The organism is Flagellimonas halotolerans (assembly GCF_035818535.1).
GTDB classification, from domain to species: domain Bacteria; phylum Bacteroidota; class Bacteroidia; order Flavobacteriales; family Flavobacteriaceae; genus Flagellimonas; species Flagellimonas halotolerans.
Genome location: NZ_JAYKYV010000009.1, coordinates 84605 through 107246, shown reverse-complemented (window position 1 = coordinate 107246; position 22642 = coordinate 84605). Strand labels below are relative to the sequence as shown.

The 22642-nt window shown below is 39.8% G+C and carries 17 protein-coding genes and 1 pseudogene; 10 read left to right on the top strand and 8 right to left on the bottom strand.

The annotated features are described in order from the left end of the window. Positions 1-4: 4 nt before the first annotated feature. Genes VM932_RS11855 through VM932_RS11845 form a run of 3 tightly spaced genes read right to left on the bottom strand, consistent with a single transcriptional unit; the run spans position 5 to position 3845 of the window. Positions 5-742, bottom strand: coding sequence for a polysaccharide biosynthesis/export family protein (locus tag VM932_RS11855; RefSeq protein WP_326278999.1), 738 nt, complete (start codon positions 740-742; stop codon positions 5-7). A gap of 44 nt (positions 743-786) precedes the next feature. Continuing rightward, a complete protein-coding gene (locus VM932_RS11850) occupies positions 787-2715 on the bottom strand; it encodes a polysaccharide biosynthesis protein (RefSeq protein ID WP_326278998.1) in 1929 nt (642 codons plus the stop codon). Continuing rightward, positions 2712-3845 carry a DegT/DnrJ/EryC1/StrS family aminotransferase gene (locus tag VM932_RS11845; protein WP_326278997.1) on the bottom strand — a complete coding sequence of 378 codons (1134 nt, stop codon included), beginning with the start codon at positions 3843-3845 and terminating at the stop codon, positions 2712-2714. Before VM932_RS11845 ends, VM932_RS11850 begins: the two co-directional genes overlap by 4 nt. Positions 3846-4238: 393 nt before the next feature. On the opposite strand from VM932_RS11845, the gene tnpB reads away from it, so the two are divergent. Both tnpB and tnpC read left to right on the top strand, forming a co-directional pair. Then, entirely contained in the window at positions 4239-4673 is a 435-nt protein-coding gene (tnpB, locus tag VM932_RS11840) for an IS66 family insertion sequence element accessory protein TnpB (protein WP_326278996.1), read from the top strand. Between the two features lie 73 nt (positions 4674-4746). Further along, a pseudogene (gene tnpC, locus VM932_RS11835) lies at positions 4747-6262 on the top strand (IS66 family transposase). A gap of 52 nt (positions 6263-6314) precedes the next feature. Here tnpC and VM932_RS11830 read toward each other — a convergent pair. The 3 genes from VM932_RS11830 to VM932_RS11820 all read right to left on the bottom strand — a co-directional run bounded on the left by VM932_RS11830 (position 6315) and on the right by VM932_RS11820 (position 10405). After that, entirely contained in the window at positions 6315-7256 is a 942-nt protein-coding gene (locus VM932_RS11830) for a hypothetical protein (protein ID WP_326278995.1), read from the bottom strand. A gap of 2 nt (positions 7257-7258) precedes the next feature. Then, on the bottom strand, positions 7259-8659 hold the full coding sequence (locus VM932_RS11825) for an MBOAT family O-acyltransferase (protein WP_326278994.1): 1401 nt from the start codon (positions 8657-8659) through the stop codon (positions 7259-7261). Positions 8660-8803: 144 nt separating this feature from the next. Beyond that, entirely contained in the window at positions 8804-10405 is a 1602-nt protein-coding gene (locus tag VM932_RS11820) for a hypothetical protein (protein WP_326278993.1), read from the bottom strand. 311 nt (positions 10406-10716) lie between these two features. Between VM932_RS11820 and VM932_RS11815 the strand changes: the two genes are divergently transcribed. Beyond that, positions 10717-11733, top strand: coding sequence for an alpha/beta hydrolase family protein (locus tag VM932_RS11815; protein WP_326278992.1), 1017 nt, complete (start codon positions 10717-10719; stop codon positions 11731-11733). On the opposite strand, the gene VM932_RS11810 is transcribed toward VM932_RS11815, so the two are convergent. Further along, on the bottom strand, positions 11727-11903 hold the full coding sequence (locus VM932_RS11810; protein ID WP_326278991.1) for a hypothetical protein: 177 nt from the start codon (positions 11901-11903) through the stop codon (positions 11727-11729). The two genes, VM932_RS11815 and VM932_RS11810, sit on opposite strands and share 7 nt — an antisense overlap. A gap of 39 nt (positions 11904-11942) precedes the next feature. Here VM932_RS11810 and VM932_RS11805 point away from each other — a divergent pair, with 39 nt between their 5' ends. Next, the gene (locus tag VM932_RS11805; protein ID WP_326278990.1) at positions 11943-13058 is read left to right on the top strand and encodes an acyltransferase family protein; all 1116 of its coding nucleotides are present in this window, start codon (positions 11943-11945) and stop codon (positions 13056-13058) included. Positions 13059-13159: 101 nt separating this feature from the next. Here VM932_RS11805 and VM932_RS11800 read toward each other — a convergent pair whose 3' ends face one another. Further along, positions 13160-14674 carry a hypothetical protein gene (locus VM932_RS11800; protein ID WP_326278989.1) on the bottom strand — a complete coding sequence of 505 codons (1515 nt, stop codon included), beginning with the start codon at positions 14672-14674 and terminating at the stop codon, positions 13160-13162. Between the two features lie 311 nt (positions 14675-14985). Here VM932_RS11800 and VM932_RS11795 point away from each other — a divergent pair, with 311 nt between their 5' ends. From VM932_RS11795 to VM932_RS11770, 6 genes are all read left to right on the top strand, one after another. Further along, positions 14986-16023, top strand: a complete 1038-nt coding sequence (locus VM932_RS11795; protein WP_326278988.1) for an NAD-dependent epimerase — start codon at positions 14986-14988, stop codon at positions 16021-16023. 196 nt (positions 16024-16219) lie between these two features. Further along, positions 16220-17218, top strand: coding sequence for an SDR family oxidoreductase (locus VM932_RS11790; RefSeq protein WP_326278987.1), 999 nt, complete (start codon positions 16220-16222; stop codon positions 17216-17218). 7 nt (positions 17219-17225) lie between these two features. After that, a complete protein-coding gene (locus tag VM932_RS11785; RefSeq protein WP_326278986.1) occupies positions 17226-18554 on the top strand; it encodes a UDP-glucose dehydrogenase family protein in 1329 nt (442 codons plus the stop codon). A gap of 22 nt (positions 18555-18576) precedes the next feature. Further along, positions 18577-19860 carry a nucleotide sugar dehydrogenase gene (locus VM932_RS11780; protein WP_326278985.1) on the top strand — a complete coding sequence of 428 codons (1284 nt, stop codon included), beginning with the start codon at positions 18577-18579 and terminating at the stop codon, positions 19858-19860. A gap of 55 nt (positions 19861-19915) precedes the next feature. After that, positions 19916-21199, top strand: coding sequence for a murein biosynthesis integral membrane protein MurJ (gene murJ, locus VM932_RS11775; protein WP_326278984.1), 1284 nt, complete (start codon positions 19916-19918; stop codon positions 21197-21199). Then, positions 21196-22269, top strand: a complete 1074-nt coding sequence (locus tag VM932_RS11770; protein ID WP_326278983.1) for a glycosyltransferase family 4 protein — start codon at positions 21196-21198, stop codon at positions 22267-22269. The genes murJ and VM932_RS11770 overlap by 4 nt, the downstream gene beginning before the upstream one ends. The last annotated feature ends 373 nt before the right edge of the window (positions 22270-22642 follow it).

Below are 22642 nucleotides of genomic sequence, written 5' to 3'. Positions count from 1 at the left end.
GTTATCAATTTCTTGTCAACAAAACAACGGTTGACGTTATGAGTACGGAAAGTATTGATACGGCAATTGACGCTCTTTGGTCTAGGTTGGATTGTGTTTTTCCTGATTTGTTGGGCTCCACGTACACCACATCGTTTTGGGTAAGGTAATACACGGGAGATTTTAGCGCTTCCTTACTATTGAGGTTAATCCTATTATATACCTTGGCACCATCAAAATCCCTCAGCACCATTACATTGTCCCGTCTACCTTTTATCGTGATATCACCGGCCAATCCCAAGGCCTCCATGATGCTTATTTTCTCTCCATTTACAGGGTATGTGCCTGGTCTATTTACCGCCCCCATCACTGTGACAGTAAAATTTCTGATCCTTATATTGATGATAGGGTCCTTAAGATAATCTGAAAGTTTTTCCCTGAGAAGTTCCTTTGTTTCGCTCGGTGAAAGGCCTTCGATTTTGACCTTACCTATTACCGGGAAATCTATCTCACCATTTTTATCTACCAAATAGTTGACCTGTTCTGCACTGATACCTCCCTCTTGCGCTCCTCTAAATAGATTAAAAGGGGCACTGGCCTCAGCATCCAAAGTTGATATGTGTATACTCACCAAGTCATCTACTTTAAATTTACTTGTAAAGGAATTATCCTCTACCAAAGTTTCAAATTGGTTTGCATCTTGAAAATAAACCACATCTTTAGAAGGTGAACATGAAAAGACAAGACATACTATGACAAGCATGTATGCAATATTTGATTTTTTAAACATGGAGATATACTTTTAGTTTAGTCGTTAAGCTGATGTAAAGCTTCTTCCTTTGGATTTTTCTTTTTGTCCAATTTACAAAAATCGGAATTGTTGGAAATATATTCCGGCACAATTCTTTTCATAAGTTGTACGACATTATGCTTAAAGAACAGGTTGGATATACAAAGTTCATCGATCATTGTCCTAGTTTGTATATAATCAATCTCCCTGACCTTACTGATCATTATCTTATCATGATAGGTAGGCAACGTATTTTCTCCATTGGCCAAAAGTTCTTCATACAGTTTTTCGCCTGGGCGCAGTCCGGTTATCTTTATGTCAATGTCATCTGGGTAGTGAAGCCCGGAAAGCCTGATCATATTCTTTGCCAAATCCATAATCTTAACGGACTCACCCATGTCAAAGATAAAAATTTCGCCACCTTTACCCATGGCACCGGCTTCAAGTACCAACTGGGATGCTTCCGGTATGGTCATGAAATAGCGAGTGATATCCTTGTGGGTAACTGTAAGGGGGCCTCCTTTTTCAATCTGTTTTCTGAAAAGTGGAATGACCGACCCATTGGATCCTAGAACGTTCCCAAATCGGGTAGTGATAAACTTGGTTTTTCCTTCCTGCTGTCTGCTGCTAATATACATTTCTGCAATACGCTTGGTAGCCCCCATGATATTTGTTGGGTTAACAGCTTTATCCGTTGATACAAATACAAATTTCTCAACATTGTATTCCATGGACAGATCCACAATGGTCTTGGTCCCGGCAACATTTATCTTTACAGCCTCATATGGATTCTGTTCCATGAGCGGGACATGTTTGTAGGCCGCCGCATGGAATATTCTATCGGGGCGATATTGCTCGAACAAGACACGCATTTTGTTCTTATCCCTGATATCGCTTACAATAGGCACAAAGTTAAAAAAACCAGCTTGTTTCAATTCCTGTTGAAGATCGTATAGCGCGGACTCGGCCTGGTCAATTACAATCAAGGAACGGTAATTGTATTTGCAAATCTGCCTTACCAATTCACTGCCTATGGACCCGGCCCCACCAGTAACCATAATCACCTTATCATCAAAGTCTTTCATAACCTTGCTGTTCCTTATCTCAATTGGCGGTCTATCCAATAAATCTTCGATCTGAACCCTCTTGATCTGAGAAACCTTAAGTTCCCCATTGATCCAATCTTCTACGGGAGGAACAATTTTAACTTTTACAGGAAGGTCGACAATTTCGTTGACCAAAGTTCTCAATTGTTTTGGACTAATGGTCTGAATCGAAAAGATAACTTCAGATATGTTATGGAATTTAACAAATTCTTCTGTTAGTATAGATTTATCGTAAACCTTGACCCCGTTTATTTGTTTACCGACTTTCTGCAGATTATTGTCCACGAAACCAATTACCTTAGCCCCCATTTTGGAATGATTGGTCAAGGTATTGTATGTAATAATTCCAGATTCCCCTGCTCCATATATAATCAAATTCTTTGATGGTAACTGGCCACTTTTCATCAAGCTCTCATAAACAATTTTAAACACATACCTTGAAGCAGCAAGCACAATAAAGGTCAATAAGCTGTTAATGATGATAATGGACAACGGAATTGTAAAACCATTAACCAAATCCAAATATCTGTTAATTAAAACAACAGCTATGGCCCCTATACTGGCCAAACATACCGCATTAAAAATTGCATAAACATCTTTAATCCCAGTATGCCTTACAACACCTTTATAACTCCCTGAAATCAAAAAAGCACCCAAGAACAATACAACAATAACTGGAAGTTGGGCCCATAAACGTTGTACATCGAAATCAAAACTAAGGTTGAATCTAATAAAGTAAGCCAAGATGAACGAAAATGAAACAATACATAGGTCTATAAGGAGAACCGTCCATTTTGAAGCATAATGCTTTCCTGTCCTAAAAAAGAATTCTTTGATCATTGCAGTAACCCTTTAATGATTTCACAAATTCTTTCCAAATCATCCACATCCAAGTTTGAACCACTGGGCAAACATAACCCCTTGTCAAAAAGATGCTCACTGACACCATTCACATAACTTGGATTCTCCTGAAAAACGGGCTGCAAATGCATCGGTTTCCATAACGGTCTGGATTCAATGTTCTCCTCCAAAAGGGCCAGTCTAATTCTTTCCCGGTCTTCAAAGGACTGGGTAAGGATACAGGTAAGCCATCTATTGGATAGGCATCCTTTTGGCTCGTCCAAAAACTGAATGCCTGAAACATCCGATAAATGATTTTTGTAATACTCGAAATTCTTTCTCCTGGCAAGCACCCTAGCTTCCAAAACTTCCATTTGACCCCGCCCAATGCCAGCCAATACATTACTCATCCTATAGTTGTAACCTACGGTTGAATGCTGATAATGCGGTGCGTTGTCCCTGGCCTGTGTAGCCAAAAAAATGGCCTTTTCCTTGGCCTCTTTATCTTTACTTAGCAAAGCACCTCCACCTGATGTAGTAATTATCTTATTGCCATTGAATGACAAGATTCCAAAATCCCCAAAACTACCGCATTTAATTCCTTTGTAGATACTTCCAAGGGCTTCCGCACTATCTTCCACTACAGGGATATTGTATTTTTTGGAAATATCTTGAATCTCTTGGACCTTGTAAGGCATACCGTATAAGTGCACAGCAACAATGGCTTTGGGTGTTTTTCCCAATTTTATTCTGTCCAATATGGCAACTTCCAAAAGTTCAGGGCTAATGTTCCAAGTATCTTCTTCGCTATCAACAAAGATTGGGGTCGCCCCCAAGTATGTAATAGGATTTGCAGAGGCCGAAAAGGTAAAACTTTGGCACAAAACCTCGTCGCCATAGCCAATCCCCAAAAGTTCAAGGGCAAGATGTATTGCCGCGGTACCAGAACTTAAGCAGGCTGTGTTTACATCGTTACCAATGTATTCGGATATTGATTTTTCAAAAAGTTGAACATTGGGGCCTAAAGGAGCAATCCAGTTGGTTTCGAAAGCTTCCTTTATATAGTTTTCCTCATTGTGTCCCATATGGGGTGATGACAACCAAATTTTTTTAAGCACAATAGTTTGCATTATTTAGGGAAAATCATTTCATCTAAAATACTACGAAACTTATACTCAGCCGGACAATTGAATTAACAAATCGTTATATGTTATAAATACTCGTTCAACTGATTAAAATGGAGAGTCTTATTGAGCTGATAAAACGTATCCACCCCACGAAGTACATATTGCTAAGTTGATTACCCGCCTATTGCTTTGCTCAAAAATAAATAAGATGAGTAAAGAACAGGAAATGTTTGCATTGATAGAGGAATTTGAAATCAGCCCTTTGAAAGGTATAGAATTTTTTTAGATCCAAGGACATAGTACCCTCCATCTTTTATTACTGGAAGAAAAAGAAAGCCCGGATAGATACAGGCATTAGCACAGGGTTTGTAACTATAAGCCCAAACCCTGTGATGGATGGAAATCTGGAACTATATATCCAAATGGGATTCGGCTACGCCTAGAGACCTCACAGTTTGCACTGGTAGGCAAACTTCTCAGGCTTTATTAATGTTTGCCTTAAGTTCGTTCCATACCTACCACTTTTATCCCAAACCCTGTGATATGCACAAATCCTTCAATGGGCTGAGCGGTCTGGTCAGAAATGAACTAGACAGGGAACCTACCAGTGGGGACGTGTTCATCTTCTTGAACCGTAACCGTACCCACCTTAAACTCCTGCACTGGGAGGCCGGTGGCTTCGTATTCCACTATAAACGCCTGGAACAGGGCAGTTTTACACCCCCCGTTCTTAAAGGGGACAATCCCAGTATGATTAGGTCGGAACTGGTGCTCATGGTGGAAGGCCTGCAGGTAAAAAAGACCCATCAAAAACTGAGGTGCCCACGGTGAAAAAAGAAGCAAAAGCTTAGTAAAAACAAGGGTTTACAGTAGGTTTAAAGAGCGTTTTCAGTATCTTTAAACTATCCAAGAACCCTTGGAAAATCTTACTAAAGAAGAGATTTTGGCACTCCTTTATAAGGAGACTGAAAGAAGGGCGAAAGCAGAAAAGGAAAATACCGATCTTAAGTTCCAGCTCGCTTATTACAAACGCCTGGCCTTTGGCCAAAAAAGAGAACGCTTCGAAGGGGACAAGAACCAGTTGGGCCTTCCCTTTGAGATGGAGCCGCAAAAGGCGGCAGAACAAGAAGAGGAATTAAAAGAAAAACTTACCTACGAGCGCCGCAAAAGAACTTCCACTCATAAAGGATGGGTGGCCCTTCCCGCACATCTTCCCGTAGAAGAAATCGAGATCTATCCGAGCCAAGACATTACCGATATGGTCTGTATCGGCAAAGAAGTCACTGATGAGCTGGAATACGAGCCGGCCAAATACTACATCAAGCGCTACATCCGCTATAAGTACGCCCCTAAAAGTAAAGAAGGAGTCGTGATCGGGGAACTGCCCGGGCGAGTAATCGAAAAGGGCATTCCCGGGGCCGGACTCCTGGCCTCCATTCTGGTCGATAAGTATGAGGACCACCTTCTGCTCTACTGGCAACCGCAACGCTTTAAAAGAGCGGATATCCCCATTGCATCCTCCACTCTGGAAGGCTGAATCAGACAGAGCCTTAAAATACTGGATATCCTGCACCAACACCTTTTGGAGGACACCAGGTCAAAGGGGTATCTCCAGGCGGATGAGTCCCCGATAAAGTAATGGACAGGAATAAAAAAGCCACCACCCATCAGGGGTACTACTGGGTGTACCATGGCCCTATGGACGGGACCGTACTCTTCGATTACCAGCGAGGACGCAGCCGCGGGGCCGCCGATCATGTGCTGGCCGATTTTAAGGGCTACCTCCAAAATGACGGGTAAGCAGCATATGACACAATAGGCAAACGTGAGGGGATTACCCACCTGAACTGCTGGGCACATGCCCGAGGGGAATTTGATAAGGCTCTGGACAATGATAAAGAGCGTGCCGAACAAGCTTTGACCTTTATCCAAAAACTCTATGCCGTGGAAGCCCGTGCAAGAGAACAGAAGTTGACCCCGGAGCAGCGTCAAACCCTGCGATTGGAAAAAGCGCTGCCCGTGATCAATGAATTTGGAAAAAGGATGTTCCAGCAGATGAAGCAAGGATCGATCCTTCCCAAGGCCCTACCGGGAAGGCCTTCCGGTATTCCATGGACCGATGGGACCGGCTCAGCGCTTATCTCTATGACGGGGTTCTGGAAATAGATAATAACCTAATAGAAAATGCCATCAGAAAATTGGCACTGGGGCGTAAAAATTACCTGTTCGCAGGCTCCCACGATGCAGCTCAACGCGGTGCGATCATGTATTCCTTCTTTGCCATCTGTAAAAAGCACGTGGTAAACCCATATGAATGGCTCAAGTACACCCTGGAGAACATAATGTCCATCAACCATAAGGACATCCGCTACCTGTACCCCCAGAACTACAAGAAATTACAGCAAGCACAACAGAGCTAATCAACCTAACAACAAATCCGTACTGAAAATTATACTGACTTAAAAGATGTAGTTAATGGGCTGGATACGATAAAACGCCATGTTCAGCCAATTGGGCCAATAAAAATCCGGTGTAGAGATTTGCTCCTTTTGCAGAAAGGTGCGTATAGTCTTTCCATAAGGTAAGATCTTGGTTCTCAAAGTAATCCAAATGATCTAAATACAGAATACCTCTGTTTTCAAAAAACTTCCCAACTTTATCGTGTACTTCACCATCCACTTTGCTCAGTGAAGGGGAAGTAAAGAAAACCAACTTAGACCCATTGGCCACAGCGGTTTCTTGGATGTAGTCTACGTATTTTTCAAATTCGTTACTTATAGACAATGGTTTTGTTATGCCAATATTCATTTGTGATTTTTCCTCTTTGAACATGTTTGCAAATACTGCCTTTTGTACCTCTGTTGGAAAAATGGGTTCGTAGCCACTCTGATTCACTGAGTCTTTTACCATAAAGTTCTTTAAAATAATCAAAGCCTTGCCATTATATGGGTAAGAATGCACTCCCTTTGAAATAAAATATTCTGTTGGGAACTTAGCTTTATAAAATTCCGATAGATTTTCGTTACTTTCAGCCTTATACAAGAGCCCCCTGCCGTCCCTGCCGTCATAATCCTTGTCAAAAACACGATTATGATCAACATGCACCAATACTATCTGTCCTTCTTTTTGCAACATACTGGACAAGGCTGCACAATAGGCAACTTTTTTGCCATCAGCACCAATATTGAAAGCCGCTTTTCCAAAATTTCGGGTATCTACATGGTGTAGTGCCCTAGAACTTCCCAACACCAAAACATCAACACTATCCTTTACTTTAATAAATTGGTTGACCTTTCCGATGCTGCTTTCAATGTAAATCTTCTTTTCCGCATTGGAGATGACCATGGTAACTATTCGATCAAAAATCAAAAATGTCAGAAGGGTTCCAAAAAATAATAGAATTGATTTTTTCATCACTAAAATTGAAAGTAAATAAAATTACTTGCACTGGAGTAGAACAAAATAATGTTGAGTACGATAAAAGAAATGGCAAATACAAAAGCAACATTTTTAATTCGATTTCCCAAATCCTCAAGGAACAAACCTTTTCTAAAAAGATAAAGGTCAAAAAGAAGCGCCAGGGTCAATCCATAAAAAGTGGATACCAACAAGCCTATATCACCAATATACAATTCCCTGTACGGCCCTGTAAACAATTTCTGAAATATGATTTTGGTATCCCCAAAATCCAACGCCCTGAAGAAAACCCAAATTAGTGTTACCAAGAAAAAGGTCAGAAGATTGTTGAACAGATTATATTTTTTGGGTATCAGGCCAAAGCCCCTTTCAATTGCCAGTAGTATTCCATGGAACATTCCCCAAATCACAAAATTCCATGAACTTCCATGCCATAAACCTCCCAACAACATGGTTAAGAACAAATTTCTGTAGAGCATTACGGTACCATTCCTGTTGCCCCCAAGTGGTATGTATAGATAATCCCTAAGCCAAGAGGACAATGAAATATGCCAACGTCTCCAAAACTCCGTTATAGAAGTTGAAAAATAGGGCAGATTAAAATTGCGTTTAAACTGAAATCCCAACAATTTGGCAGTCCCGATCGCGATATCAGAATATCCGCTAAAATCAAAATATATTTGGAAAGAATAGAGAAAAACAGCTAGGCCAATTGTTGTGGAATTATGTATACCAGGTTCATTGTACACACCATCAATCAAGGCGCCAATTGAATCTGCAACCACGACCTTTCTGAAAAAGCCAATACAAATTTGAAAAAAACCGTTCTTAAAATTTTCATGCTTCCATTCTCTCTTGGTCAACAATTGCGGTATAAGGTTGGATGCCCTTTCGATTGGTCCGGCCACCAACTGTGGAAAGAAGCTCACAAATGTTGAAAACGCTATAAAATCCTTGGTTGGTTGGAGCTCTTTTCTGTATATGTCTATGGAATAAGACATGGTCTGGAAAGTGTAAAAGGAAATACCCACAGGGAGCACTATGTTCAAAGTACCCACATGGGTTTCCAAACCGATCAAACTCCAAAGTTCAATCCAGCTTTCAATAAAAAAATTAAAATATTTAAACGTCGCAAGTAAACCCAAGTTCACAAAAACACTGACCAACAGCCATCGCTTTCTGTTATTTTTAGCATTGGCAATCTGAAGGCCCACGAAATAATCGACCACTGTAGAAAAAGCGATCAAAGAAAGAAAACGCCAATCCCACCAACCATAAAAAACATAGCTGGCAATCAGCAACAATACATTTTGAGTCTTTATTTTATTATTGGGAATGCTCCAATAAAGAATAAAGACTGTTGGAAAGAAAATAAGAAAAGCTAGTGAATTAAAAAGCATTTAATGGGCCCTTTTAGAGAGTCCCAAATATATGTTCTTACAAGAGTCTCAAGAAACAAAATAAGATTATTTTCCAAAAAATTGGGTTAAAAAGCAATACCCGGTACAATGACCAGGGATTAATGCTATTAAAGTATTGTCTGATTAAAGTATGTCAACCATATTTAAAAACTCCTCAATATTGGTGTAGCCATCACCATCCGCATCTTGTGCACTGTCGTTAACATTTGGATTCAATCCATTTGCAGTTTCCCATGCGTCTGGCATTCCGTCTTGATCGGAGTCATAATTTGAAGGTCTGCTAATCATCTCAATGTTCGGATATGTTAATCCAGACTCATTTGCCAAACTTCTGTATTCAAAATTGGGTCCATCACAATAGGTACAATCATCATTCAGAATATCTGAAATATAGGTTGCGTCCACTTCATCAAGGAACCATATTTTTTCTCCTCTGGAATCCAAGGTTGCATTTGCCCCCACATCCTCCAGCACATCAAAATAAGCGCTTTGCGCAGATTGCAAATTTATGGGAGCTCCAAGGGGTCCTGGCGCACTGTTGGTCATATAACTACTTACATCCGCAATCTGGATTCCAATCCATTCAAACCAGCTTGATTGATTATTCTGCGATAGGTTGTCGTTTCCTTCATAAACATTACCATTGGTATACAACATTCCTGTATACCCTCCTCCTATCTGATGCATAAATTGATTATATCCTCCGGTAAAATTTCCCAAGAATTTATCTGTCCTTGGCCCTGGCTTGAAATAATTGTTCTGGTGATTTACCCTACCATCGTTATAAATGGATGATAATCGGTTGGCCCAGTTGAATATTACGTTGTTGAACACCTCAAAGTTTCCATTTCCACCTGTGTTGGGAAATCTATGGGATATGCCATAGAAAGCATTATGGTGAAAACTATTGTCCCCGGCCCTGGTTGGTCTTTGAACTGACGATCCCAAAAGAACACCCGTTGCACTTTCGCCGAAAATATTCCGCTGCAAGGTGTAGTCATCCTGCCCACTGATGCTGGTATTGTCCGTGGCGATCATACTGGCGGTATTCCACGCATATCTGAAGGAACAGTGGTCGATGATCAACCTAGTGTTTCCCGAGGCATCCAAAGCTTGGTAGTTTCCACTTCCATTGGCATTGAACCTTGATTTGTCCACGAACCGCACATACCTGATAATGACATCTTCCATGTTCAGGATGCCAAACTTTCCATAAGTCTCAATAGTTATACCTCCAGGAGGTGCGGTTTGCCCTGCAATGGTAAGACCACTATATTGTCTTCCACTAACGGTATAAAAGGAATCTGGAACCTTAATGGTACCTGAGACGTCAAAAACAATTATTCTTGGAGTGGTTGTTTCCAGTGCCTCCTTTAGGCCTCCGGGAGCATTCCACTCCAATGTAGTCACATGTATAACCTGCCCCCCTCTACCGCCTTGGGAATAGGCCCCTGCACCTTCCGCAGTGGGGAACGCCTTCAATTCATCTGACACAACATTGTCCTTAACGGCTTCACCGCTATCATTTTGATCTTCCCCTCCTCCATTTGAAGAGTCCTGATCAGTACCTGTATCGGCACCATTGCCGTCGGCATTCTCAGTTGGGTTTTCACTTAAAATCTCATTAAAAATGTCTTGATCTTTCCCACAGGAAATGATAATGGACATCATAAATGCCAATCCCAATAATTTATACCCAAAATTCTTGATTTTCAAAATAGTCATAGCGATGAAATTGACATGGCTAAAATACTATACGTCAATATTTATTTGTTGAAATATCCAAATTATTCGATGAAATACATGCCCCTTCCTTACTTTTTAGCCTTTAAGACGTTTTAAAATGGATTTTTAATAATTTTTTACGGAGGTAATTAAAAATATAGGAAAGTAAACGGATAAAGTTTCTTTTAAATATTCCACACAGTGGAGGTTCATGGAATTATAATTGGAGGCTTCTTGAACGGTTTCGGTTACTTAAAATATGGATTATCTTGTCAACCAAAAAACGACTGTTCATTTATAGCCCAAGGCCCATGAAAAAAAACTTATCAAAACTTGTTCTTATCTCGATTGTTTTTCTAGCTGGTTTTTCCATAAGGCATATTAGATCGCTATGGGAACCAACAAGGGCATTTTTATTAAGATCACAAGAGCTATATACCAATCAATGGCCCACCAAAGCAGTTGTTTTTACCACTGTTTCCAAAGTTGACTCCAAAGAACAAAAAAACTATTTCATAAAGTCGACCAACACAAAACCTACCCCGTTACTTGTTAGCCTTCACCATTGGAACGGGACCTATAAGACCATTGATTCAATGGCTTATTTTGCTGCTGAGGCCGATATCAATTACCTGCGTCCCAATGCCAGGGGAGAAAACAACAATCCGGATGCCTGCTGTTCCGATTTAGTGATGGAAGATATCACTGAAGCCATAGAATTTGCCTTGAACAATGGCAATGTGGACCAGAATGAGATTTACCTCGTGGGCGTAAGTGGTGGAGGGTATACTGCATTATGCTATTATTTGAAAACCGCTTATAACATCAAAAAAGTTTCGGTCTGGGCCTCAATAACCGATTTAAATGCCTGGTATCGTGAAAGCAAGATTAGAAAAGCGCATTTCGTTGAGGACCTACTTAACTGTGTCGGGGCCACCCAAGATTCCCAAAACCTGAACATCCTTCTGGAGAAAAGATCTCCGCTATACTGGGAAATGAGTGCCAGCAACCTAAAAGACACTAAATTAAGTATTTATGCGGGTGTTTATGATGGAGTTACAGGGAGTGTTCCATTTTCCCATTCCATCAATTTCTACAATAAACTTTCAGAACATATAGGTGCTGTGGAAGACTCCATTTTTGTGACCAATGATGAAAGACTGTATTTATATGAAGGCCTATGGACGAATAAAAATCCGTTCAAAACCATTCAAGACAGAAAAGTGTTTCTCCATAAGGAGTATCGCACAGTAGAACTAACCTTGTTTGAAGGAGGACATGAAATTTTATATGACCACGCCTTCAACGAACTACTTCCAAATCAATAACCTCCCCAAAAAATAGGTTTAAACATAATTTGATTGCCAAAACGGTAAACCGGAATGCCTAAAAGATTATTCAAAAACAACCCCATTAGCTCCCCAAACTTAAAAGATTGTTTTGCCAATCCTTTATGCCTTTTAAAGTTTTTTTGTTCATTTAATCTATTTTTTGCCATGCCTTGCCCAACCTTTTTGATATTTGTGAAAAACTACAAATGAGCAGGTCAAAAGAAAGACTTTATCACTTAGATTTAATACGATTTGTTGCTGCACTCTATGTAGTTTTTTACCACTATGGCTTCAGAGGGTTCAATGCTGATAACATGTCCAACCTACAACTTGGGGAAATTGAGTTTTTCTCCAAATACGGTTACCTTGGGGTTGACTTATTCTTTATCATAAGTGGCTTTGTGATTTTAATGTCCGCCATGAACTCCAATATTGTGTCCTTTATCATATCAAGGATAAGTAGGCTTTATCCGGCGTATTGGATATGCATTGTCTTGACCGCTGTGGTAATGCTGTTTTGGGGCGGGACCCAATACAGTGTCACCCCTTACGTTTTCCTTTCAAACCTTACCATGTTGAATGGCTTTTTCAACATTGAATATGTAGATGGAGTGTATTGGTCCCTCCTTGTTGAACTGAAGTTTTATATACTTATAGGAGCCCTTCTTTTGTTACGGAAACTGAAATATTTGGAGCCGGTAATCTACGTTTGGCTGGCGATTTCCATTTATTTTCTGATTGCTTCACAAACTACCCAATGGAATGTTGTCCTATCCGTAATAAACTTTTTTTTAATCCCCACATGGTGCTCTTATTTTGTTGCGGGAATGCTGTTTTTCTTGATCCTGAAAGATGGCAATATTAAAACGCGAATCTTCCCTCTAAGTATTTGCTTAGGGTTGTCCTTGGCATATTCTACGGTTAAACTGGAAATTCTCACTGAAAGATTCGGGGATGTTTTTTCACCTGAGGTCGTATACCTGCTCATCATAGGCTTCTATATTCTTTTCTTTTTGATAAGCATTAAAAAATTGGGCATTTTCAATAAGCCTATATATTTAAAGGTTGGAATGCTGACCTATCCACTGTATCTACTTCATCAAAATATTGGTTACATCATTTTCAACAATCTGAAAGGCAGTGTGAACAGATACCTTTTATTTGCCTTGGTAATAACCCTTATGGTATACTGCTCCTACATTATAAGTTCAAAATTGGAGAAGCCTATGCGCCTTGGCATAAAAAACAAACTGGAAAAAAGCTATTGGCTCAGAAAGGCGAGATTATATCTCAAAGCAGAAAACACAAAACAGATATCATAACCTTGCAACGCGCAATCAAAAAAAAGGCATACCCAAAATCTTAAGGTATGCCTTCTTCCAATTTATGTTTTTAACTCCTAAGGAATGGAGTCTCTTTTCCATCAAAAATCAACCAAGTTCAAATAATCCTCCAAGTTGGTATAACCATCATTATTAAAATCTTCATTACCATCAGCAGGATTGTTGGGGTCAAGGTTCTTTGTTACTTCCCATTGGTTTGGCATACCATCCCCGTCTGAATCGAAATTGTCCGCCCTATAGTTGATAGGTATGTTGGGCACAATCCAATTTGAATAATCTTTTGGCGTGGTACTAACATCATTAAGAACGTTATTGACTTTGCCAGAATCATAGGGGTCCAAATAAAACTGGGGCTCGAAACTGTCACTGATGAAACGGTTGGCACCTACATTTTCCATGGTGCTTTCATAGGCGTCCACAGCATCCTGTATCTGCACTTTTGCTCCCAACAAAGGATATTGGTTTGAAACAAAATATTGATTGGGCAATTTTGCAGAGCTACTAAAATCAGTCCATATGGCTGTATTATCCGCATTGGGATCCACCAATACAGGATAATAATAATTCCCTGCCGTATAAACACTGGGGTTTGTACTGGAATTTGGTATCTGAATCTTGTTTGAGTTGTATTCTATCGTGTTTCTTTCAGTAATTCTACCCCGTTTATAATAATTGTTTATATGGTTTACTTTGGCATATCCTCCATTGACATTGATAGCCCTGTTCATCCAATTGTAGATAACATTGTTTACACTTTCAAAATATCCATCTCCACTAAAGTTGGGCGTTCTGTGAGGCATATCAACCACCAAATTGTTCAGAAAAGAAACACCATCAACATCTGGGTAACGATCTGGGTTATTCGCCCCCATTATTATACCGGTATACGAATCGGATATCAAGCTTTTCTGGATTGTTATTCGGTTCATGGTTTTGGTGCCCGAATTAAATGTAATTGCCTGATCTCCTCCGAAAGACACCGAAACGTGATCCAATATTACATCATTGCATCCCCAAAATATAAAGGCATCCCCTTGCGAGACTTCTCCAGAAGCAGCTTGGGCAGGTCTGCCTCTCAGGTATCTTATTACAACATTGTCGACCGCTTCAAAATAAATGGTGCCATTTGTAAAAGTTACTCCTCCCCGTGGGGCAGTCTGTCCTGCAACGGTAAGATTTCCTTTGGTAGCACCACTCAGATAAATATCGTTTCCTCCCAAATCTATTGTTCCGGAAACATCAAATACGATTGTTCTGGCACCGGACTCCAACATAGCCTCTCTAAATGAACCCGATCCGCTACCATTAAGGTTGGTAACCTTGATCACCTTTCCTCCTCTTCCCCCTGTGGCATAAGCACCTGCCCCATAAGCGGACGGAAATGCCTTAAGCTCGGAAGTATCGGAAACATTGTCTGGCAGGCTGCCCTCATCCGTTGGATTCTCCACATCTCCACCCCCATTGTTCTGACCATCACCGTTCTCTTCTTGATTCTCTTCCTGAACCAAATCAAAAAGTTCTTGGTCTGGGGAGCAGGCTATATTCCAAAACAGAATAAAAGCGATAAACAGCATAAGCACATGAATTCTTTTCATAAGATAATTAAAATCAGGTTAAATTCTCACATTATTTTTCTTGGAAAATGTCACGAGCGCTCCATCCTTCCAAGATTATTCTTTGTCATTATCGAGTTGATTTCAACACTATTGATTTGGGTAATGTTTAGAACAACTTGCGTAAGTACGTAGTTAAACGATTTATTAGATCACTTCATCGAATTTTTTAACAATAAAATCGTTGAAATGCATAAAATCCAAAAAATTATGTTAACAAAATGCAGGTAGATTTAAACTTTACTCCCCACTAATTCCAAAAATCCTTTGGATATTTGTATCAAAACATTCTCTTGAAAATTTTAGTTACAGGCGCAGCAGGTTTCATTGGTTTCCATGTTTGTACCAAACTTTTGGAAAAGGGCCATGAAGTGGTTGGGTTGGATAATATCAATGACTACTATGACGTCAATCTGAAGTATGACAGATTGCTGGAGTTGGGAATCCCCATGAATGAAGCCAAAGTATTTGGGAACCTAGTCGCCAGCGGGAAGCACACTTCATTTCAGTTTATTAGAATGAATCTTGAAGACCGAAGCGAACTACCCAATCTTTTTAAACAAGAAAATTTTGATATCGCATGCAATCTTGCCGCGCAGGCCGGGGTGAGATATAGTCTTGAAAACCCTGAATCCTATGTAGACAGCAATATAGTAGGCTTTTTAAACATACTGGAATGCTGCAGAAACTTTGCCATTAAACATCTGGTGTATGCCAGTAGTTCAAGTGTTTATGGAACCAATACAAAAATACCTTTCTCCACCACCGATTCTGTGGATCACCCCATTAGTTTATATGCAGCTTCTAAAAAGAGTAATGAATTAATGGCATATACCTATAGTCACCTATATGGATTTCCCACTACAGGGTTACGTTTTTTCACCGTATATGGCCCTTGGGGCCGACCAGATATGGCGTTGTATTTGTTTACCGATGCCATTGTAAAGGGAGAACCCATAAAGGTTTTCAATAACGGTGAAATGCAAAGGGACTTTACCTATGTGGATGATATTGTTGAGGGGGTAATCCGTATCATTAAACAACCGGTGAAGTATAGGAAAACGGGAGATACCAAGTATAAGATCTATAATATCGGGAACAGCACTTCTGTTAAGTTGCTGGATTTTATTGAAGCCCTTGAAAGTACGCTGCACATCAAAGCAAAAAAACAATTTTTGCCAATGCAACCTGGTGATGTCAAAAAAACTTGGGCCGATGTTTCTGACCTCAAAACTGATTATGACTATCAACCCAACACATCAATTTTAGAAGGTGTCAAAAGATTTGTTAGTTGGTATTCCAACTACAACGACATTGAAATCAAAAGCTGATTAATCAATGGTAAGGCATAAAAAAGTAAAGGGGGAATTCTCCCGAAAATTCCAATTAACAAACTAAATGATGCTCACAATCGTTCATGATACATTAAAAGTGCATTTTACCCGTTATTTAAATAGTTCGTCTAAAACCATCAGTTAATTAGTAGCTTTTCACCATATTTGCGAAAAAATTCCCAACGAAATTCCCATGGATACAAAATCTTTCAACCTTAATTCAAACTACCACATATTGGTCACAGGAGGAGCTGGTTTCATTGGCTCCAATTTATGTGAGACACTATTGGCAAATGGCAATAAAGTAACATGTCTGGATAATTTTGCCACTGGAAAAAGAGAAAACATTGAACACTTGATGGGTAATGAAAATTTTCGTCTTTTGGAAGGGGATATAAGAAACCTAAAAGATTGTGAAAACGCCTGCAAAAATGTGGATTACGTGCTTCATCAAGCTGCTCTAGGTTCTGTTCCACGGTCCATAAATGACCCTGTTACAAGTAACGACGTCAATGTTTCCGGGTTTCTAAACATGTTGGTGGTCGCACGTGATGCCGAGGTAAAACGCTTTGTTTATGCGGCCAGTTCATCCACCTATGGTGATTCCAAAAACATGCCCAAAGTTGAGGAAATAATCGGTAAACCTTTATCCCCATATGCCATAACAAAATATGTGAATGAGCTATACGCCGACATTTTTTCAACTACCTATGGATTGGAAACCATAGGCTTGCGCTATTTTAATGTATTTGGTAGAAAGCAAGACCCAAACGGTGCCTATGCGGCAGTGATTCCAAAGTTCGTAATGCAACTGATGAAACATGAATCTCCAAAAATCAATGGAGATGGTACATACTCCAGGGATTTTACCTATATCGACAATGTCCTTGAGATGAATATCAGGGCTATTGTCACCGAAAACAAAGAAGCGGCCAATACGGTCTATAATGTTGCGTATGGAGAGCGCACCACCTTAAATGAGTTGGTGGCCATGCTCAAGGAATATTTAAGTGATTTTGATTCCGAAATCAAAAATGTGAATGTTGAATATGGACCAAACCGAAAAGGTGATGTCCCCCATTCGTTGGCCTCAATTGAAAAAGCGAAAACCTTATTGGGATACAAACCAAGTTATGATATAAAGTCTGGATTAAAAGAAGCTGTATCTTGGTATTGGAAAAACCTAAAATAACCCATAAATGAATTTAACCATAATAGGGACCGGATATGTTGGTTTAGTCACTGGGACTTGCTTTGCGGAAATGGGAAATACGGTGACTTGTGTTGACATCGACAAACAAAAAATCGAGAACCTGGAAAAAGGAATCATACCTATTTATGAGCCTGGATTGGACGCAATGGTGACCAGAAACGTGAACAACCAAACCTTGCGCTTTCATACTGATTTACAAAAAAGTTTGGACCATTGCGACATGGCTTTCATAGCAGTGGGCACTCCAATGGGTGAAGATGGTTCAGCAGATTTGCAATATGTACTCGATGTTGCAAAATCGATTGGAAAATATATAAACCAGCCCATAATCATTGTAGACAAATCCACGGTCCCGGTAGGCACCGCTGACAAAGTAAAGGATGTTGTTGCCAGTGAATTGAAAAACAGAGGTGTGGAAATCGAATTTCAGGTGGTATCCAACCCTGAGTTTTTAAAGGAGGGAGATGCCATAAACGATTTCATGAAACCTGACAGGGTCGTCGTAGGAACAGAGGATAAGGAAACCGCAGAAAAAATGAGACAATTGTATGCCCCATTTTTCCGCAGCAGCATGGACCGTATGCTCGTTATGGATGTACGCTCCGCTGAAATGACCAAATATGTAGCCAATGCCATGTTGGCCACCAAAATATCCTTTATGAACGAAATAGCCAATATCTGCGAACTTGTAGGAGCAGATGTGAACAAGGTTCGTATTGGCATAGGCTCGGATAGTAGAATTGGATATAGTTTTATATACCCAGGAAGTGGTTATGGTGGGTCCTGCTTCCCAAAAGATGTGAAGGCCCTCAAAAAAACGGCCGAACAAAATGGCTATTCCGCTCAACTCTTGAGTGCGGTAGAGGATGTAAACAACAGACAAAAACTAATCATCGCGGATAAAGTGATCTCGCATTTTGGAAGTAATTTATCCAATAAGACGTTTGCGGTATGGGGATTGTCCTTTAAGCCTGGAACAGATGATATGAGAGAGGCACCTTCCATTTATATCATTAATAAATTGATCGCATTGGGTGCTAAAATTCAAGCTTACGATCCAAAAGCAATAGATGAGGCCAAAGAATTTTATCTTAAAGATATTAGTGAGGTGTCCTACGCCGCTTCAAAATATGATGTGTTGAAAAATGCCGATGCTTTATTGATGCTTACAGAATGGAAAGAATTTCGATCCCCCGATTTTATGGAAATCAAAAATAACTTGAAGTCACCCGTAATATTTGATGGCAGAAATCAGTATGACAGTGAAAGGCTTCAAAAAATGGGATTTGAATATTATCAAATTGGTAAAAACTAAATATCTGAACTTTTAAAATCATATGGAAAATCATAGAATAGCAGTCATTGGCCTAGGATATGTGGGTCTACCTCTTGCGAGATTGTTCGCAACAAAATATCCAGTTGTGGGTTTTGATATCAACCAGAGCAGGGTCAAAGAGCTGCAGTCGGGAGTAGACACAACCCTTGAAGTTGAAAATGAGGTGTTGCAGGCGGTTTTGGTAAATGAACCTAGTCAAGAAAATGGGTTATACTGTACCAGTGATATAACCACTTTAAATGACTGTAACTATTATGTAGTTACCGTTCCCACACCAGTTGACCAGACCAATAGACCCATACTCACTCCTTTGTACAAGGCAAGTGAAGCCGTTGGGAAAGCATTAAAAAAGGGGGATATTGTTATTTATGAATCCACCGTTTATCCTGGAGTTACGGAAGAGGAATGTGTTCCTGTCCTCGAAAAAGTAAGTGGTTTAAAGTTCAATGAGGATTTCTATGTAGGATATTCACCAGAACGTATTAATCCAGGAGACAAGGAACATACCGTTGAAAAAATCCTAAAGGTTACATCTGGATCCACCCCGGAGATTGGCGAGAAAGTAGACGCCCTATACGCTTCGGTCATCACCGCCGGCACACATTTGGCACCTACCATCAAGGTTGCAGAAGCTGCCAAAGTTATTGAAAACTCACAACGGGATATCAATATTGCCTTTGTCAATGAACTGGCAAAGATCTTTAACTTAATGGATATTGACACACACCATGTTCTGGAAGCTGCCGGGACCAAGTGGAATTTTCTTCCATTCAAACCAGGTTTGGTGGGAGGTCACTGTATAGGTGTCGACCCATATTATCTGGCACAGAAGGCCCAGGAATATGGCTACCATCCTGAAATTATTTTGGCCGGGCGTAGAATGAATGATGGAATGGGAAAATATGTTGCCAGTGAGGTGGTTAAGCTCATGTTGCACAAAGACATTAAAATTAAAGGGGCTAAGGTCTTGGTTCTTGGTGTAACCTTCAAGGAAAATTGTCCCGATGTAAGGAATACAAAAGCTGTGGATGTAGTTGCCAACCTAAAAAGTTACGGCATTGATGTGACCGTTTTTGATCCGTGGGCATCTCCCCAAGAAGTGTTGCATGAATATGGTATCACTTCAAACAATACATTGCCTTCAAATACTTATGATGCAATAGTTTTGGCCGTGGCACATAAAGATTTCTTGACTCTTGACATGGGTGGCCTGTTAAACAACAACCATGTTGTTTATGATGTTAAAGGCATGTTGGATAGAAATTTTGTTTCCGGTCGTCTCTAATAAACGTATTAAATAGGTGTCTCTCTTAAAAAAACTTAACATAAGAAACCCCTTATTGATCAACTTATTGATTGTGGGGTCTGTTACGCTGGTGGTGAAACTGGCAGGGCTTTTTAAAGAAACCTATATAGGAAGCAGCTATGGTTTGTCCGAGTTTTTGGACACCTATGCTTTGGCATTGTTAATACCATCATTCATTCAGAATGTGTTTGTTGGGGCCATAAAGAATATCTTCATTCCAAACTATATCATTGAAAAAAAAAATGACAGGCAAATTGGTGGCTTTCAAACACTGACCTGTCTATTGATTCTTGGAATCAACTTTTTTTTTGGAATGGTTCTCTTGGTTTCAAGTACCTTTCTTTTGGAAATTATTTTTCCAAATCATACCCCTGAGTATTATGCATTGATAAACAAACAACTCGTTGTTTTGTTACCCTGTCTGTTTATTTGGGGGCTAAATGGTTTTCTAAGTGCCCTGTTGGAAATTGAAAACAAGTTTTTCTATACCTCGATCTCACCAATATATACTTCCATTGTAACCATATTGGCCATCTATTTTTTCAAGGACCGTTTGGGAGATTATGTTTTGGCCGTTAGTATTTTGCTTGGCTCTTTGGCCAGTTTTATTCATTTGTTCGTTAAAGCAATCATATTGCAATTGATACAATTTGGAAGGTTAAGACTGAACCACAATATGAGGGTCATGTTGCAGCAGCTCCCCGCTAAGGTCATTTCAGGATTGCTTACGGGAATAAACCCCATTGTTGACCAGTTTTTTGCAGCTCAGTTGGTTGCTGGTTCGGTAATTGCCCTTGCCTATGGTGAAAAAATACCGGCTTTTGGAATTTCCATTGCAATGATAGCGCTAGGGAATGTGCTGTTGCCGCATTTTGCCGAGCTGGTTTCCAAAGACTTGAAAAAAGCATATAAGGAGCTCTTCAAGATTTTAAAAATAGCATTTTTGGCTTCCCTTATTTTTTCGGTGCTGATGATATTTTTCTCAGATATTATCATCCGTATCCTTTTTGAGAGAAACTCATTTACCTCCAAGGATACCGAAATTGTAAGTTATATCCAGCAACTGTTATTGATTCATGTCCCATTTTTTGTGGTGACCCGGATTCTTGTGAAATTCCTGACCAGTATCAATAAAAATGGTTTTATGGCATGGGTATCTGCCCTTAGCGTTTTAACAAATCTGTTGTTGAACTATTTATTGATACATTCGTTTCAGGTTTATGGTTTGGCATTGAGTACTTCCCTTGTACTAATAATAAATAGTCTCGTCTTTCTTTGGTTCACCATAAGGCAATATAAATCCGTTCAGTTATCATGAGAATCGATTTCATAGTACATAGTATGGGTTCCGGTGGTGGCGAAAGAGTACTTTCCATATTGGCCAATAAATTGGTTTTAAAAGGGCATTCCATAAGAATTGTTACACTAAGTAACTCTATTGAGGATGCCTTTGAGTTGAACCAACAAATTGTTAGGGTAAAACTCAAAAAAAGAACCTTTAACATCCATACCATCAACAACCTGTTCAACCTTTTTAAACATTACCGTTCCAAGAAGAACAGGCCAGATATAGCCATTTCATTTATGGTAGAGACCAGCATGTTGGCCATTATTATCTGTACCCTGTTCGGTATTAAATCAATTGCCTCGGAACATACCAATCACGTTCTCAAGAGAAAAAACAACTTACGGCTTTTCACAAGAAAATATTTATATCGATTGGCCAATAAAATAATTGTGCTGACGGAGTTTGATAGAGTTTACTATGCCAAACACAGAAGCAATGTAAAAGTAATACCCAACCCTTCCACCTTTAGCATAAACGAGGCCCCTATACAGCGATCAAAAACCATTTTGGCCGTGGGCAATCTCAACAAGTATCACATTAAAGGCTTTGACAATCTAATTCCCATTGTTGCCGAGGTTTTTAAAAAGCATATGGATTGGACACTTCAAATTGTTGGTGCCATAGATGAAACCAGTCTTTCCTTCCTGAACAAGATCGTTGTTGAGCATCAAATGGAAGACCGAATTGTTTTCTCAGGATTTAGCAACAAGGTCTCGGATATAATGGCCACATCCGACGTATATATTATGACCTCAAGGTTCGAGGGTCTTCCAATGGTTTTGATTGAAGCGATGTCCCAGGGGATGGTTTGCATTTCATATGATTGTGAAACTGGGCCTTCAGAGATCATAACTCACGATTATAATGGTATCTTGGTAAAAGACCAAGATAAACTTGAAATGGCCGATGGGCTGGATAGATTACTTTCAGATGTGGAATTAAGGGACAGATTACGCGCTAATGCCCCCAAAACCATTGAAAAATTTGATCCTGACCTCATCGTGTCAGAATGGGAACAAGTATTTTTAGAAGTGTCATGAAAAAAATCGTCCACCTTTTTTTCTTAGTACCATTCATTGTCAATGCTTTGAATCTTCAAGATTGGATAAGCTTATATGTGGGGGGTACCAGTGGACAATTGGTGGCGTATGGAAATGTTGGCCTGTTGATTCTAGGCTCATTCCTAATCATAAAATTAAAAGGCAGTCCATTAGGAACTCCCGGCACCTGGGCTGTTTTTTTTGCCGTACATTATTCGCTATCCATATTAGCGAGTATTTTATATAACAACCCCGCGAACTTTGGATACACCTTGGTGAACATTGTTTTTTACTTTTCCTTTCTACTGTATTTAAAGCGATTGGTAGACCTTTCTTTCATACAAACCTATTTTACGATTGTTTTTTCAATTGC